The sequence below is a fragment of the Aminicella lysinilytica genome, assembly GCF_004362975.1.
Lineage (GTDB): Bacteria > Bacillota > Clostridia > Peptostreptococcales > Anaerovoracaceae > Aminicella > Aminicella lysinilytica.
Genome location: NZ_SNXO01000008.1, coordinates 20559 through 37486 on the forward strand (window position 1 = coordinate 20559; position 16928 = coordinate 37486).

Genomic DNA, 16928 nt, shown 5'->3' on the forward strand with positions numbered 1-16928 from the left:
GCAATACTTGAAAGTAAGTGAGTATCAAGTGGTAATTGTGCTGTCCTTTGAGATTTTTAGCACTCTTATAGCGAGAGTGCTAAAAATCTCTTTACTTTTTGTATTCACAGGTATATATTATTACTTAGAGATTGATAATATAACCGAAGGGGAGTGAAAATAATGAATATAGAAAGATATACACAGAATGCGCAGAATGCGGTCATGGACTGTCAGAACATAGCCATTTCAGAAGGGCATCAGGAACTGGACGGCGAGCACCTGCACCTGGCGTTACTTATGCAGAAGGACGGGCTTATACCTAAGCTCGTAAAGAATATGGGCGGAGATCCGTCACTTATGATAGCAGATCTGGAGGCAGTAATGGAGAAACTTCCTAAGGTTTCCGGAAATGCTGCCAATGTTTATGCTACAAGAAGGCTGAATCAGCTGTTCCTTAACGCTGAGAAGGAAGCCGACAATTTCAAGGATGAATATGTCAGCGTCGAGCACATGTACCTGGCTCTTCTGAACGAGAAGGGTACGCCGTCGACTAAGATATTTGCTAAATACGGCATAACCAAGGAAAAATTCCTGGAGGCTTTGTCCAAGGTCAGAGGTAATCAGAGGGTCACAAGTCAGAACCCTGAGGAGAATTACGACGCCCTGGAAAAGTACGGCCGCGACCTGGTAGATATGGCTCGTGAAGGCAAGCTTGACCCTGTCATAGGCAGAGATGCCGAGATAAGGCACACCATAGAGATCCTGTCACGTAGAACAAAAAATAACCCGGTTCTCATAGGCGAGCCCGGCGTTGGCAAGACTGCCGTCGTTGAAGGCCTGGCCCAGAGGATACTAAAGGGTGATGTTCCGGAAGGACTTAAGGATAAGACCATCTTCGCACTGGATATGGGCAGTCTGATCGCAGGTGCCAAGTTCAGAGGCGAGTTCGAGGAAAGACTGAAAGCCGTAATCAATGAAGTGGAGAAATCCGAGGGCAGGATAATACTGTTCATCGATGAGATACACAACATAGTTGGAGCCGGAAAAACTGAGGGCTCTATGGATGCAGGAAATATCCTGAAACCTAAATTGGCCAGAGGAGAACTCCATTGCATAGGAGCTACGACTTTGGACGAGTACAGAAAATACATAGAGAAAGATGCAGCTCTGGAACGTAGATTCCAAAAGGTATTCGTAGACCAACCGACGGTGGAGGACACTATTTCCATACTCCGTGGCCTCAAGGAACGCTTTGAGATCCACCACGGCGTAAGGATAACCGATAACGCTCTGATTGCCTGCGCCAAACTGTCAGACAGATACATCTCAGACAGATTTTTGCCCGACAAGGCCATAGACCTTATGGATGAAGCGGCAGCCAGGATCAGAACAGAAATCGACAGCATGCCATCGGAACTGGATGAAATATCCAGAAAGATCATGCAGCTGGAAATAGAGAAGCAGGCCCTTTCCAAGGAGACAGACAAGGGCTCCAGGTCCAGACTGGAAACTCTGGAGAAGGAACTTGCCCAGCTGAAGGATGAGAATGCATCTATGCGCGCTCAGTGGGAAAGTGAGAAGGCCGCCATATCTCAGGTCAAGGACACCAAGCAGCAGATTGAAGATGTGAAGCAGCAGATGGAAGAGGCCGAGAGAAATTACGACCTGGAAAAGCTGGCTGAGTTGAAATACGGGCAATTGCCTGATCTGGAGAAGAAACTGGAGGAAGAAAAGGCCAAGGCTGATACTGCCGAGGAAAACCATATCCTTAAGGAGGAAGTCGGCGAGGAAGAAATAGCCGATGTAGTATCCACATGGACAGGAATACCTGTAGCCAAGCTGGTAGAAACTGAACGGGAGAAGCTTCTGAAACTGCCGGAGATCCTTCATAAGAGGGTCATCGGTCAGGATGAGGGCGTTCAATCGGTGGCAGAGGCCATACTCCGCGCCAGAGCCGGACTGAAGGATGAAAACAGACCGATAGGTTCATTCATATTCCTGGGTCCTACAGGCGTAGGTAAGACAGAGTTGGCAAAGGCCCTGTCAGAGGCTCTCTTCGACACAGAGAAAAACATGATAAGAATAGATATGTCCGAATACATGGAGAAGCACTCAGTCTCAAGACTGGTAGGCGCGCCTCCGGGATATGTGGGCTACGATGAAGGCGGACAGCTGACCGAAGCCGTAAGACGCAGGCCTTACAGTGTCGTTTTGTTCGACGAGATCGAGAAGGCTCACCCGGACGTTTTCAACATACTGTTGCAGTTGCTGGACGACGGACGCCTGACGGACAATCAGGGCAGGACAGTAGACTTCAAGAACACTATTATAATCATGACTTCCAACATCGGAAGCGCGGATCTGATAGACAATCTGAAGGACGACGGGACCATCGACTCGGCAACCAAGGAAAAGGTAGAGGGCCAGCTGAAGAATCACTTCAGACCTGAGTTCCTCAACCGTATAGATGACATAGTTCTCTTCAGTCCGCTGACAGAGACTCAGATAGTGAAGATAATCGAGTTGTCAATGAAGGCGCTGGAATCGAGGCTGGCAGAGCGCGACATCAAGCTGGAACTTACCGATGGGGCTAAGAAGCAGATCGCAGACGAAGCCTATGACCCTAACTACGGAGCAAGGCCGGTCAAGAGATACCTTCAGAAGCACATAGAGACAGAGCTGGCTTCAATGATCATCCGCGGCGATGTAGTCGACGGTGCTACCGTTGAAATCAACTCGGGCGACAGAGGTCTGACATTTACGACAAAATAGGATAAATAAATGCATCAAAAAAGCGCATCAGTAACGAATTACTGGTGCGCTTGTTTTTTCAGCGGAATTTTCTTTTCCTTGAGTTTTCCATATGTCTTTTCATAGCCAGGGCGCCACCATCTACATCCTTTGCGATGAAAGCGTCATAAATGGCTCGGTGTTCAGAAAGCACGTCTCTCAGATAATTAGGTGCGTAGTAATTGGAAGGGTTGCTGTGCCGCAGGTACAGCTGATAAGCATTCAGTTCCTGCTTAAGCATCCTGTTATGGGTGGCATCGTATATGATCTTATGGAATGCCAGGTTGATGTTGAGCATCTTAGGAATATCGTTCTTCATAGTGTAGAATTCCATGAACTCAAATGTCTCGTTGAGGGCTTCCATTTCCTCGTCAGTGATGCGCTTGATGGCCCATCTTACGGCGATGACCTCGGCTTCAGCCCGGAGTATGTACATGTCAGAAATATCCTGTTCTGAAAGACCAACCACAAAAGCTCCGCGGTTCGGAACGGTCTTTATCAGGCCGTTCATTTCCAGCTGGCGAAGTGCCTCGCGTACCGGTGTGCGACTTACGCTGTATTCATTGCATATGCGCATTTCAGTCAGTTTATCTCCGTTTTCCAGTTTTCCTGTCAGGATATCTTCCTGTAGTTTGGAAAACAAATCACTGGAAAGGGGCTGATTAGTATCTTTAGCTTCCTCAAGATATTGATTGATCGACATGAGATTACCTCCGTTTATGTAAACAATTATACTTTCATTAAAGATACCTGTCAAGGAAGTAGATAACTTGATTTTTACCCCTTCGGAATATATAATGTACCCATGGATAAAAAGATTGTAAAGAAGATATTAGATGCTTTGGATAATGAATATCCTGAAGCAAAATGTGCGCTGGATCATGTAGATGTGTTCCAGCTGATCGTAGCCGTAGCACTGTCTGCTCAGACGACTGATGTCAGCGTGAACAAAGTAACGCCTGCGTTGTTTGCGGCTTACCCGGATGCTGCTGCCCTGGCGGCGGCTGACACAGCGGATGTGGCTGAGTTGATCCGGACTATAGGCATGTATAGGACAAAGTCTAAGAATATCGTGGCTATGGCGGCTCGCCTGCGCGATGATTTCGGCGGTCAGGTGCCTAATGATTATGACAGTCTGGTTTCGCTGCCGGGGGTAGGCAGGAAGACTGCCAATGTGGTGCTTTCTGTTGGTTTCGGTCAACAAAGGATAGCTGTAGATACTCATGTTTTCCGTGTTTCTAACCGTATCGGCCTGGTTCACGAGAAGGATGTGCTGAAGACGGAGCTCGCTCTTATGGATTGTATTCCTGAGTCGCGCTGGTCACGGACTCACCATTCGCTGATTTTCCACGGCCGCAATTGCTGTACAGCTCGCAAACCTAAGTGTGAGGAATGCTGCATACAGGAGTTTTGCGAGAAGAACCTGTAGGTCTATACCTGACCTAGCTACTTGTCCTCGTGCGCGAACAGCCCATTACGATTCATAAAACCAAGAATAGAGTACCATGCAAACTTGTTGAAGCGTGGAAGCCTCTTCAAGGCTTTAAAGGATGATTACTTGATAAGACCATACTAGTATGGTCTTATCATCGTATTCACCCTTTGCTTCAACTTCATACAGTGCATGGTACTTCGCTATTCTTGCTGTTTTACTTCATCGTGGTCTGTATCTGCTCCTGCGGAATCGTAGCGGGTCAGGTTAGCCTACATACTTGAAAGAATCTTAGGTTTTGGCTTGGATGTTTGATCAATAACGATGTTGAAATGGCATTTGCATGGCAGTAAAAGACTGTGAGGCCTGAACGATTCCGCAGTGACAGGTACAACCATAGTCGCGGACGAGTAACAAGAACAGACAAATGTGCGACGCTGTCTGAGTTGAAATAAAAAATAGAATCCCGTAGAGTAAATCTTACTTGTATGATTTACGAAGGGATTCTATTTTTAAAGGCTCCGAAGGAGACTTTAGATATTTCAACGAGTTCGTCACACATTCTGTTCTTGACGAGTGAGACTATATGGTTCTCTGTTATGAGGACCAGTGAAGGCTTCACAGCTTTTACAAGTTCTTGCCGCAGCAGTTCTTATACTTCTTGCCACTTCCGCATGGGCATGGATCATTGCGGCCAGGTTTCTTAGGAGCGTGATAGACCTTAGACTTGTTATACTCCTTAACAATAGAAGCACGTTTTTCCTCATCCAGGACCTTCTCCCACTGAGGAAGCTCATAAAGATGAGCAGCATCAGCCTTATGCATGTTATAATACAATTTCTCGAAGTCAACAGATAGATCAATCTCCGAATCCTCATCTATGGATTCTACATCGATATCCTTCTTCAGGCTGGATGTGATGCCATCCAAAAAACCCTCGAATATTACAGGACGGCAACTGAACTTCTCAGCAAGCTCGCTGACCTTACCCTTCAGATGTGTTCTGTGGTGAGCCAGGATATAAGTGTAAATAGCTACTTCACCATCACTGTATTCCTTCCAGAAATCCTTGAAAGAATCATCAGTCTGATTATCCAGCAGGTTTTTCCAATCTTCATATAAACTCATTTCATTTCCTCCTAAGCCATAGCTTTCATGATCGATATTACATCACCGACGATGGCACTTCCAGTCGGAAGGGCGCCGGCGCCTTTTCCGTAGAACATTACTTCACCTACGGCGTTGCCCGTAACATATATAGCATTAAATTCGTTAGACACACCTGCAAGAGGGTGACTGTACGGGATCTCCATAGGTTTGATCTCATAAGACAGCTTGCCGGCTTCGTCAATAGAAGCATGAGCGATAAGCTTGATTTTGCAATCTTTTGCCTTTGCGGCAGCTATGTCATCCATAGTAACGCCGGTTATGCCGACTGTAGGAATATCCCTAGGCGCAACATATTTATCAAAGGCCAGAGCCATTAAGATCGACAGTTTGTTTGCCACATCTATGCCTTCAACGTCTGCCGTGGGATCAGCCTCAGCGAAACCCTTTGCCTGAGCGTCTTTCAGGACAGCATCGTAAGCCAGGCCTTCATCACCCATCTTAGTCATGATATAATTGGTGGTACCGTTGAGTATCCCCATGACATCTGTGAATTCGTTGCCCGCCAGAGCCTCTGTGATAGCCGTCAGGGCAGGAATCCCACCGCCGACGCAGGCTTCGATGCGGATCTGAACACCGTGGGCCTTAGCCGCAGACGTGAGCTTCTCATAATTAGCCGCAACAGCAGCTTTGTTCGGGGTCACGACACTTTTGCCATGGTTCAGAGCCTTCAGCATGAATGATGACGATGGCTCTACGCCCCCCAGGGACTCGATGACGATATCCACATCATCTCCGGTCAGGATCGCGTCAACATCAGATGTGACGATGGCCGGATCGACGCCGTGAGCCTCGACCGCCTTCATATTTATCTCAAGAACGCGGGTGACGCAGTAATCAACGCCGGTACGTCTCGTAATGAGCTCCTTATTCATTTTCAAAATGTCGTATGTGCCTCCGCCTACAGTTCCCAGGCCGAGGATGCCGATATTTACTTTCTTCATTGTTCCTCCTTTGCGGCTATGCCGTAATAATCTAAAATTCATAATATCACAAAAGAAAAAATTTGTCTTTAACTTTTGCCAAAAAACTAGTATTATGTATAGGCAAGGGGGAATAACAATGGCATTACATATAGTATTCGTAGAACCGGAAATACCGCCTAACACAGGCAATATCGCCAGGACGTGCGCGGCAACAGATTCTGTGCTGCACCTGGTCCAGCCGCTGGGCTTCAACATAGACGACAAGTCCGTGAAACGGGCCGGCCTTGATTATTGGCCGTACGTGAAGCTGGAGGTCCACGACTGTCTAGAGGATTTCATGGAGGAATATGCGGGAAGGACCATGTATCTGGCTACTACAAAGGGAGGCCGGTGTTACGCAGATGTGGAGTTTCATGATGAAGACATGATTCTGTTCGGCCGCGAAACCAAAGGATTGCCGCGGGATTTCATCGAGGCGCACAAAGAAAAGGCTATAAGGATACCAATGAGTGAAAGCACCAGACTGAGGTCTTTCAATCTTTCTAATTCTGCCAATATAATATTATTCGAAGCTTTACGACAATTAGGCTTCCCAGGGTTGAAATAGTTACGCTGGATATGGTATAATATTTGCATAAGCGATACGGTAGAATGTGAGGCTGATTTAAGTGAAACTTGGATATGAATTGACAATTGAGCAGACCCAGAAGCTGTCCATGACGCCAGAATTGATCCAGGCTATCAAGATACTGCAGCTCAGTAACATTGACCTGTCAGATTATGTTCAGAATGAATTATTGGAGAATCCGATATTGGAAGAAGATAAATCTGCAGGCGATGACGATAGCGAACCTGTGGCAGTAGAAGTCGATATCCGAGACAAGATAGTCGAGGATGATTATGATGATGGCAATTACAGACAGTGGGAGAATTCTCCTGATCATGAGGATTATTCCTTCGAGCAATATACTTCCGCAGAGTTGACTCTGCAGGATTTTTTGTCTGAGCAAATGCAGCTGTCCAGTCTGAAAGGGTTAGATAAGGAAATAGGCAACTACATAGTTGATGCTATTGACGACAACGGCTACCTTACCGTTACTAATGAAGAAATAATGAAGGAATTCAACGTGGATGATGACAGAGTTGAGAAGGTCATCGCCTATGTTCATACTATGGAACCCTGTGGAGTGGGCGCACGGAATCTGGCCGAGTGTCTGGAAATACAGCTGGCTACCCGCGGAATACTTACAGAGGAAATAGAATATATACTGGAAAACATGCTTCAGGATGTGGCCGATAATAAGATCGGTTTCATAGCCAAGACAGTAGGCCTGAGAAATGATCAGGTCCAGGCTATAATAGATCTTATCAGGACATTGGAACCTAAGCCGGGGAGGCAGTTTGCCAATGGCGGAGAATCTACCAAGTATGTGGTACCGGATGTGACTCTGGAGAAAATCAACGGCGAATACATTGTCAGCAGTAATGATTCCAGCATTCCTAAGCTTATGGTCAGTTCATACTACTCACAGCTTTCTCAGAAAGCCAAGAGTGATGAGGAACTGAATAAGTATCTGGTGAGCAGATTCAATTCTGCCACTTGGCTCATAAGGAGCATAGAACAGAGAAAACAGACAATATTCAATGTGGCCTCGGCCATAGTACATTATCAGATAGATTTCTTCGATAAAGGAGAAAAGTTTATTAAGACCCTTACGTTGAAGCAGATAGCTGATGAGTTGAGCATACACGAATCGACAGTCAGCCGCGCAATCAACGGTAAATATATCCAGAGTCCGAGGGGAGTTTTCGAGCTGAAGTATTTCTTCAGCAGCGGCGTTCCTTCCGGCGACGGAGAAGGTTTATCTTCCAACAGTGTCAAATCTATGATCAAGGATATCATAGACAGCGAGGATCGTAAGAAACCTTTCAGCGATCACGATATAGTTGAGATGCTGGGGGAGAAAGAAATAGTTATTTCCAGACGTACGGTGGCTAAGTACAGAGAGGGCATGGGCATACAGTCCTCCTCTAAGAGACGCCGATATTAAATGGTTTTTAATATCCGTCAAGGATGTTGAAATAAATAATTTAATCAATCAATAATCAATCACTACTAATTTTTAATTCGAGGAGGATACTGAGATGGCAATTAAAGTTGGTATAAGCGGATTCGGAAGAATTGGCAGAGTCGTAATAAGGGCAGCAATGGATATGCCCGAGATCGAAATAGCAGGTATCAATGTTCGTAATTCAGACATTGATTACATGGTTTACATGCTGAAGTATGACAGTACTTTCGGCAGATTTCCTAAGGAACTGGGCAGATATGAGGACGGACTTCTCATTGACGGCAAGAAAGTACCTGTTTACAGTGAAGGCGAAGCTAAGAACATTCCATGGGATCGTTGTGGAGCCGAGTACATTGTAGAGGCTACCGGCGCTTATACTACTACAGAAAAGGCAATGGATCATATTACTTACGGAGGAGCTAAGAAGGTCATAATATCAGCCCCGGCGAAAGATAAGACCACGCCTACTTTTGTTTACAGAGTAAACTCAGATAACTATACGCCTGACATGGATGTAGTATCTAACGCATCATGTACTACTAACTGTCTGGCACCACTTTGCAAGGTCGTAAACGATCACTTCGGCATCGACCAGGGACTTATGTCTACGATCCACTCGGCAACAGCCAAGCAGAAGGTAGTAGATGCCCGTTCCCTGAAAGACTGGAGAACAGGAAGATCCGTATTTGGAAATATCATTCCATCTACTACAGGCGCAGCTAAGGCAGTTGGTCTGGTTATCCCTGATCTGGCAGGCAGAATGACGGGCATATCATACAGAGTACCTACAGCAGATGTTTCTGTTATCGACCTGAACATAATGCTGAAGAAGTCAGCTTCCTATGAAGATATCTGCAGAGCCGTAAAGAACGCTGCCGATACTGACCTTCACGGTGTAATAGAATATGTTGATGATGAAGTAGTTTCAGGCGATTTCGTAGGAGATGCTCATACATCCATATTCGATGCAAGAGAAGGTATCGAGCTTAATGACAAGTTCTTCAAACTCATTGCTTATTATGACAACGAGTACGGTTATTCCAGCAAAACTCTGGAGATCATCAAACACATGTATGAAGTGGATCACAGATAGGAGAATAGAGGAATCGATTATGAAAAAAACTATCAGGGATATCGATGTCAAAGGAAAGAAAGTAATCGTCAGGTGTGATTTCAACGTACCTATGCAGGACGGCAAGATCTCCGACGATACCAGAATAAAGGCGGCTTTGCCTACCATCAATTATCTGATGGAGCACGGCGCCAAAGTGATTCTCATGTCACATATGGGCAGGCCTAAGGGCGAGCCCAAGATGGAGTTCACATTGAAACCTGTTGCTGACAGGCTCTCTGAATACCTGAATAAGGATGTGTTGTTCATAAGCAGTCCTACAGTAGTAGACGACCGGGTAAGGAAGGCTGCAGCCGACCTTGAACCGGGCCAGGTAATGCTTCTGGAAAACGTGCGCTTCAGGAAGGAAGAGACGGATAACGGAGCAGACTTCGCCAGGGAACTTGCGTCACTGGCAGAGATATTCGTTCAGGAGGCTTTTGGCACGGCTCACAGAGCCCATGCTTCAACGGCCGGCATAGCGGATTATCTTCCGGCAGTATCGGGCTTCCTTATAGAAAAGGAAGTGAAATTCCTGGGCAGCGCTGTGGAAGATCCTAAGAAACCGTTCGTTGCAATTATGGGCGGAGCGAAGGTAGTAGATAAGATCCCGGTTATCAGGAATCTCATCGGCAAAGTCGACACGCTGATCATAGGCGGAGGCATGTCATTCACATTCTTTAAAGCGATGGGCCTGGAAATAGGCAAATCACTTTTGGATGAAGAAAACATCGGACTTGCCGGCGACCTTATGAAGGAAGCCGAGGCAGCCGGAGTGAAAATGCTCTTGCCTGTAGATGTAGTCTGCGGCAGGGAATTCGCCAACGATACAGAAATAGTAACTGTAGATAATGATAAGATTCCTGCGGATATGATGGGCATGGATATAGGTCCTAAGACAGTTGCAATGTATGCGGATGTTATCGCAAAGGCTGCGACAGTCGTATGGAACGGTCCTATGGGAGTCTTCGAAATGTCTAACTTTGCTGAAGGCACAAAGGCTATAGCAAAGGCTATGGCAGAGTGTAAAGGCATAACGATCATAGGCGGCGGAGATTCTGCAGCTGCAGTGGAACAGTTTGGATTTGCAGACAAAATGACACATATTTCAACAGGCGGCGGCGCTTCACTGGAATTCCTTGAAGGCAAGGTTTTGCCGGGAATCGCCGTAATAGAAGATAAATAGCAGGAGGTTTAGCTATGGCATTGAGAATACCCTTTATAGCAGGAAACTGGAAAATGTTTAAAACCAATAAAGAAGCGCTTGAATTCGCTGAAGAGTTCAAGAAACTGTATCAGGATACAGATGTGAAGACAGCGATCTGCGCGCCTTTCACACAACTTGAGACACTGAAGAAGGCTTTTGCCGGTACCTGCATAGGCGTCGGAGCTCAGAATATGCATTTTGAGGACGAAGGTGCTTTCACAGGGGAGATATCTCTGCCTATGCTGAAGGAAATAGGCGTGGATTACTGCATAATCGGTCATTCCGAGAGAAGGCAGTACTTCGCCGAAACAGATGAAACAGTAAATCTCAAACTCAAAAAGTTATTAAACGAAAGCGATATAGTCCCTATCCTCTGTGTAGGAGAAAACCTGGAGCAAAGGGAAGCCGGGAAAGAATCAGAAATAGTGGAAAATCAGATCAAGGCAGATCTGGATGGACTCTCAGCTGATAAGGTAGCAAGGATGGTCATTGCCTATGAACCGATATGGGCTATAGGCACGGGCAAGACAGCTTCCGCTGAGCAGGCAGGAGAAATGTGCGCCCTTATCAGAAGAGTATTAGAAAAACTTTATGACGAAGACGTTTGCGATCAGGTCACTATCCAGTATGGCGGCAGTGTCAAACCGGAAAACGCCACAGAAATCATGAATATGGGAGAAGTGGATGGCGCCCTCGTAGGCGGAGCAAGCCTTAAACCCGATAAGTTTATGGGCATCATCAACTTTTAGGAACTAAAATACTTGATTTTTAAAGTTTATTGTGATAAAGTTAGATAGTTATATTCAGAACTGTTTCAGTTCTAAGAGGAGGTTAGTTAATGTATACTGCAATGATGGTTGTCTTAGCGATCGTAAGTGCACTGATGATTCTTGTGATACTTATGCAGTCCAGTAACAGTGACGGTCTGTCCGGTTCTATCGCCGGCGGAGCAGAGCAGCTTTTCGGCAAGAAGAAGAGCCGCGGTTATGAAGCTATATTGAACAGAATTACCATAGTTCTGTCAGTAGTGTTTATAGTATTGTCACTAGTACTAGTTACCCTGGGCAAATAATCACTTATTAAGTGTTTATTGATAATTTTTATACATTCGCTTTTAAAGAGGTGCTTTTACGAGTGCCTCTTATAACTTAATGAGCGAAGAGGAGGTATTATATGTTGAAGTTTGTTGCTCCTATCTGCGCAATAATTGCTTTACTCGTAGCCTTTGGTTTGGCTGCCTGGATAAAGAAGTGCAGTGATGGAAACGACAGAATGAAGGAAATCTCTGGTTTTATCAGAGAAGGAGCTTTTGCTTTCCTGAAGAGAGAGTATAAGTTCATGGCCGTTGTCATAGTAGTCCTGTTCCTGGCACTTGGAATCTGTATCAACTGGACTACAGGAGTTCTCTATCTCTGCGGAGCACTGTTATCAGTATTAGCAGGATTCTTCGGAATGAACGTGGCAACGCTTGGTAATGTAAGGACAGCCGATGCCGCTATGGAATCGGGAATGCCTAAAGCATTGAAGATCGCTTTCAGAAGTGGATCAGTTATGGGTCTCTGTGTTGCAGGTCTTGGTCTTTTTGGACTAGGAATCGTATTCAGCGTACTCAATCTGGCTACTGTAGTGGAATGCGTAACAGGATTTGGATTCGGAGCTTCTTCCATGGCTCTCTTCGGAAGAGTAGGTGGTGGTATCTACACTAAGGCAGCCGATGTCGGCGCTGACCTTGTAGGTAAAGTCGAAGCAGGTATCCCTGAGGATGATCCAAGGAACCCGGCCGTTATCGCAGATAATGTTGGAGACAATGTTGGAGACGTTGCAGGAATGGGTTCTGACCTGTTCGAGTCATACGTTGGTTCTATAATTTCAGCTATTACACTTGCAGCAGTTGCTGTACAGCAGGCTGAAGTAAGCGCTATGTTTGATGAGCGCACAGCAGCCATCTTCCCGTTGATCCTTGCAGCAGTTGGTCTGATAGCATCAGTAATAGCCATTCTGTGTGTAAGAGGAAGCGATAAGGGAAGCCCGGCTAAATCTCTTAATATGGCCACTTATATAAGTGCTGCTATCGTAGTAGTAGCGTCCTTGTGGCTAAGTAAGGTCATGCTTGGAACATTTAATTATGCATATGCAATCATCGCAGGACTGATAGTAGGAGTTGCCATAGGCAAGATCACTGAGATCTACACTTCAGCTGACTATAAGCATGTTAAGAAAATTGCTGAACAGTCACAGACAGGTGCCGCAACTACAATCATTTCAGGACTGGGAGTAGGAATGCTTTCAACTCTCTGGCCAATAATCTGCATCGTTATAGGAATCTACATTTCATATAACTTCGCAGGTGTATATGGAATCGCTCTTTCCGCTGTCGGCATGCTGTCGATCACAGGAATCACTGTAGCAGTTGATGCTTACGGTCCTGTATCAGATAATGCCGGAGGAATTGCCGAGATGGCAGAGCTTCCAGAAGACGTAAGAAATATTACAGATAAACTTGACTCAGTTGGTAACACTACTGCAGCCATAGGAAAGGGCTTTGCCATTTGTTCTGCAGCATTGACTGCACTGGCACTGTTCGTATCCTTCGCAACAGTGTCCGGCTTACATGCCATAGACCTGTTGAGTCCAATCGTTATTATCGGTCTGTTCATAGGAGCAATGTTACCATTCATATTCACAGCTATGACTATGAATTCAGTTGGTGATGCTGCAAACGAAATGATAGAAGAGGTAAGAAGACAGTTCAGAGAGGATAAAGGTATCCTTGCAGGAACTTCCAAGCCTGATTATGCTAAGTGCGTAGATATTTCAACTACAGCAGCACTTAAGAAAATGATCGTTCCGGGCCTTATGGCTATCGTAGTTCCTATTGCAGTAGGTTTTATCCTCGGTTCAGATGCTCTTGGCGGAATGCTTGCAGGAGCACTGTCATCAGGCGTACTGCTGGCTATCATGATGGCTAATGCAGGCGGCGCATGGGATAATGCCAAGAAGTATATCGAAGAAGGCAATTATGGCGGCAAGGGTTCTGAAACCCATAAAGCTACTGTTGTTGGAGATACAGTCGGAGATCCGTTCAAGGATACATCCGGTCCTTCCATCAACATTCTGATCAAGCTCATGACTATCGTTTCACTGGTATTCGCACCACTGTTCGGAGCTGGCTTGCTCTAATCAATTAAGCTAATATGAGGACTGCAGCACATACGAGATTTCGTCTGTACTGCGGTCCTTTTTAATAAGAGGTAACGATGAAAGACCTGGTTAAGAAATTTGGAGAATTTACAACAGAAGAGATACGCAGGAAGCCGCGCAGAGCCAGAAAAATCCTCATAGGAGCTTTCAGGGGTTTTGGAGTAGTCACAAGATACGCAGGAAATAAGGAAGATCTGCCTGCACGTAAGTACCTTATGTATCTGTGTAATGAGGCTATGGCAGGGCCTTTGGCACATCCGGACGGTACGGTCATAGTAAGCATATTCACTCCCTGTGAGTTTCTGCAGGCTATGGGCCTTAAACCGGTATTTCCGGAAGGCCTCGGTTGCTATATGACAGCCTCTGCCTGTGAAAATGTGTTCCTTGAGAAAGCAGAAGAATGTGGCGTACCGGAAACCCTTTGTTCATATCATAAGATGCTCATAGGCATGGCAGAGACAGGAGTTTTGCCAAAGCCGGCTTGCATAGTCAATACTTCAATGGCCTGCGATGCCAATCAGCTCTCTTTCAGATACCTGGCTGAGTATTTCCATGTGCCGCATTTTCTTTTGGATGTACCTACAGGTTGCAGCAAGACCAATGTAGATTATATGGCCAGCCAGCTTCACGATATGGTGGATTTCCTCCAGGAGACTACCGGGCGTTACATGGATCCGGAGAAATTAGCCGGAATAATGAACAGGGCGGCTGAGACCATTGGAAACTACAGGAAAATACTGGCACTTAAGGCTGTGAAACATGAGAAAACCAAGATAACCTATCATATGCTTGATATCTTCGCAACCCACGTGCTTCTGGGATCTGAAGAAGTGCTGCAGTATACAGAGCGGATGATCAGAGATTTGAAGAAGCTGCCTGAGTCTACGCCGGGCGTAAGGATAATGTGGGTCCACACGATGCCTTACTGGCAGAAGTCTGTGGCTGATATATTCAACTACAATGACAAGATCGAAGTTGTTAGCTGTGATATGATCTATGACGGATTCACCGAACTGGATCCTGCTAAGCCATATGAATCTCTTTCAAGGCAGATGCTTAAGAATCATTTCAACGGTTCTGGCCAGCGGAGGATAGACAGAGTTCTGGAGTATTCCAGAAAGATGAACATAGATGGTATTCTGTATTTCTGCCACTGGGGCTGCAAGCAGACCCTTGGATGCGGCCCTATGGCCAAGGCGGCATTTGAACAGGCAGGTTTTCCTACTCTTACTCTGGATGGAGATGGCTGTGATAGCAGAAATATTCAGGAAGGTCAGATGGTCACAAGGATAGGAGCGTTCATAGAACAGCTGGAGGCGTTGAAATGATAGGATACACTTGTAAATATACTCCTGTGGAATTACTGGAGGCCTTTGGAGCTGAACCAAGGCTACTGAATTCTGAGGCTAGCAATTTCGATTACGCCCAATCTGTGACCCATATGAATATGTGCAGTCACATGAAGGCGTTTCTGGAGAATGTCCATAACAGTGGTATCAAAGAATTAATTATGGTAAACTGCTGCGACAGTGTCAGGCGGGTATATGATGTTCTGAAGGATGACATGGACTTTATATTCATAATGGACCTGCCCCACAACGACAACAGCTGCGCCAGGATCCACCTTAGAGATGAACTTATGCGCCTGGCGGAGGAATACGGCCGTTACAGCGGGAAAACCTTCGACAGCGAACTCTTCAGGCTGGCTTTTGTACCTGAACAAAAAATACCCCGGGAAAAGTATATTGCTTTATTGGGCGCGAGAGTTGGCGACGGCCTGTACAGCACGGTGAATGACATGGTGCCTTTGCCGGTGAGGGATCTCACATGCAGCAGCAACAGGTCAGTACAGTTGTCGCCGGCAGACGAAGGGTTTTCCCAGTTGATGGAGGCTTACGCCGCAAAGTTACTTGGGCAGATCCCGTGTCTGCGTATGGCTGATCTGGCCGGACGGAGAGAACTTACAGAAGATCCATATCTTGCAGGGATCATATATCACACGGTGAAGTTCTGCGATTACTACGGCTTCGAATATGAGAGCCTCAGGCGGAAAACAACAGTGCCCATGGTGAAAATAGAGACAGACTTCACTATGCAGTCTCTGGGACAGTTATCCACGAGAGTCGGCGGTCTGGTGGAAAGTATGGGCATAAGGGAGGAGAAGACCATGACAGGAAACGGTAAATATTTCGTAGGCATAGACAGTGGTTCGACTACTACTAATGTTGCGGTTCTAGACAGAAACGGCAGCCTCGTAGACAGCGCTATTGTCCGTACGGGAGCCAAGGCCAGTAAGGGCGCTGAGAAAGCCTTCCAGGCCCTTAGGGTGGCAAAGGATGACATAGCTCTTATAGTTGCTACAGGCTACGGCAGAAATAATATTGATTTTGCCGACGACAGTGTCACGGAGATAACCTGTCACGCCAGAGGGGCATTTCATATGGATAACAGAGTAAGAACTATAATAGATATAGGAGGCCAGGACAGCAAGGCCATATCTTTGGACGATATGGGCAAGGTAAAGAATTTCGCTATGAATGACAAGTGCGCGGCAGGCACCGGCAGGTTCCTGGAAAATATGGCTAAAGTCCTGGAAATGGATCTGGATGGAATTAGTAAAGCCGGGGCCATGTGGAAGGAAGATATTACTATTTCCAGCATGTGCACTGTCTTTGCGGAATCTGAGGTGGTTTCGCTCATAGCAGATAACAGACAGATACCAGATATCGTTCACGGCCTCAATAAAAGCGTGGCTTCCAAGACTATGGCCCTTGTCAACAGAGTTGGAGGCGAAAGCAGATATATGATGACAGGCGGCGGCGCCCGCAATGAAGGTGTAGTAGGGTGCATAGAGGATATGATTGGAGAGAAAGTCATAGTTCCGGAGATCCCTGATCTCTGCGGCGCTATAGGCGCGGCTCTGTTCGCTTTAGATGCTGCTGAGGGGAAATAGGAATTTTCGGCAAATTTGTAATAGAATTTTAATATTTAGTTAAGGTTAGATTAAGTATTGGAAGTTATAATATATTCATAATTCAAA

General features: G+C 46.0%; 14 protein-coding genes. 11 read left to right on the top strand and 3 right to left on the bottom strand.

Translation table 11 applies throughout. The annotated features are described in order from the left end of the window. The first annotated feature begins 162 nt into the window (after window positions 1–162). Complete coding sequence (clpB, locus tag EV211_RS03275) at window positions 163–2754, top strand: ATP-dependent chaperone ClpB (RefSeq protein WP_133528005.1); 2592 nt, start codon at window positions 163–165, stop codon at window positions 2752–2754. Window positions 2755–2812: 58 nt separating this feature from the next. On the opposite strand, the gene EV211_RS03280 is transcribed toward clpB, so the two are convergent. Then, the gene (locus EV211_RS03280; protein ID WP_133528006.1) at window positions 2813–3475 is read right to left on the bottom strand and encodes a GntR family transcriptional regulator; all 663 of its coding nucleotides are present in this window, start codon (window positions 3473–3475) and stop codon (window positions 2813–2815) included. Window positions 3476–3577: 102 nt separating this feature from the next. Between EV211_RS03280 and nth the strand changes: the two genes are divergently transcribed. Then, window positions 3578–4201, top strand: coding sequence for an endonuclease III (gene nth / locus EV211_RS03285; RefSeq protein WP_133528007.1), 624 nt, complete (start codon window positions 3578–3580; stop codon window positions 4199–4201). A gap of 630 nt (window positions 4202–4831) precedes the next feature. Here nth and EV211_RS03290 read toward each other — a convergent pair. Both EV211_RS03290 and EV211_RS03295 read right to left on the bottom strand, forming a co-directional pair. Beyond that, window positions 4832–5332 carry an SEC-C metal-binding domain-containing protein gene (locus EV211_RS03290; RefSeq protein WP_133528008.1) on the bottom strand — a complete coding sequence of 167 codons (501 nt, stop codon included), beginning with the start codon at window positions 5330–5332 and terminating at the stop codon, window positions 4832–4834. Between the two features lie 11 nt (window positions 5333–5343). Further along, the gene (locus EV211_RS03295) at window positions 5344–6315 is read right to left on the bottom strand and encodes a homoserine dehydrogenase (RefSeq protein ID WP_133528009.1); all 972 of its coding nucleotides are present in this window, start codon (window positions 6313–6315) and stop codon (window positions 5344–5346) included. Window positions 6316–6433: 118 nt separating this feature from the next. Between EV211_RS03295 and trmL the strand changes: the two genes are divergently transcribed. The 9 genes from trmL (at window position 6434) to EV211_RS03340 (ending at window position 16841) form a co-directional block, all read left to right on the top strand. After that, on the top strand, window positions 6434–6904 hold the full coding sequence (trmL, locus tag EV211_RS03300; RefSeq protein ID WP_133528010.1) for a tRNA (uridine(34)/cytosine(34)/5-carboxymethylaminomethyluridine(34)-2'-O)-methyltransferase TrmL: 471 nt from the start codon (window positions 6434–6436) through the stop codon (window positions 6902–6904). 61 nt (window positions 6905–6965) lie between these two features. Beyond that, entirely contained in the window at window positions 6966–8348 is a 1383-nt protein-coding gene (rpoN, locus tag EV211_RS03305; RefSeq protein WP_133528011.1) for an RNA polymerase factor sigma-54, read from the top strand. 94 nt (window positions 8349–8442) lie between these two features. Then, complete coding sequence (gene gap / locus EV211_RS03310) at window positions 8443–9462, top strand: type I glyceraldehyde-3-phosphate dehydrogenase (protein WP_133528012.1); 1020 nt, start codon at window positions 8443–8445, stop codon at window positions 9460–9462. 19 nt (window positions 9463–9481) lie between these two features. Then, the gene (locus EV211_RS03315) at window positions 9482–10666 is read left to right on the top strand and encodes a phosphoglycerate kinase (RefSeq protein ID WP_133528013.1); all 1185 of its coding nucleotides are present in this window, start codon (window positions 9482–9484) and stop codon (window positions 10664–10666) included. Between the two features lie 20 nt (window positions 10667–10686). Continuing rightward, entirely contained in the window at window positions 10687–11436 is a 750-nt protein-coding gene (gene tpiA, locus EV211_RS03320; protein WP_133528049.1) for a triose-phosphate isomerase, read from the top strand. An 89-nt stretch (window positions 11437–11525) separates the two neighbouring features. Continuing rightward, window positions 11526–11759, top strand: coding sequence for a preprotein translocase subunit SecG (secG, locus tag EV211_RS03325; RefSeq protein ID WP_133528014.1), 234 nt, complete (start codon window positions 11526–11528; stop codon window positions 11757–11759). 101 nt (window positions 11760–11860) lie between these two features. Continuing rightward, complete coding sequence (locus tag EV211_RS03330) at window positions 11861–13867, top strand: sodium-translocating pyrophosphatase (protein ID WP_133528015.1); 2007 nt, start codon at window positions 11861–11863, stop codon at window positions 13865–13867. 77 nt (window positions 13868–13944) lie between these two features. Beyond that, window positions 13945–15216 (top strand): 2-hydroxyacyl-CoA dehydratase subunit D, encoded by a 1272-nt coding sequence (locus EV211_RS03335; RefSeq protein ID WP_133528016.1) that lies wholly within the window; start codon window positions 13945–13947, stop codon window positions 15214–15216. Beyond that, complete coding sequence (locus tag EV211_RS03340) at window positions 15213–16841, top strand: acyl-CoA dehydratase activase (protein WP_133528017.1); 1629 nt, start codon at window positions 15213–15215, stop codon at window positions 16839–16841. Before EV211_RS03335 ends, EV211_RS03340 begins: the two co-directional genes overlap by 4 nt. Window positions 16842–16928 lie beyond the last annotated feature (87 nt).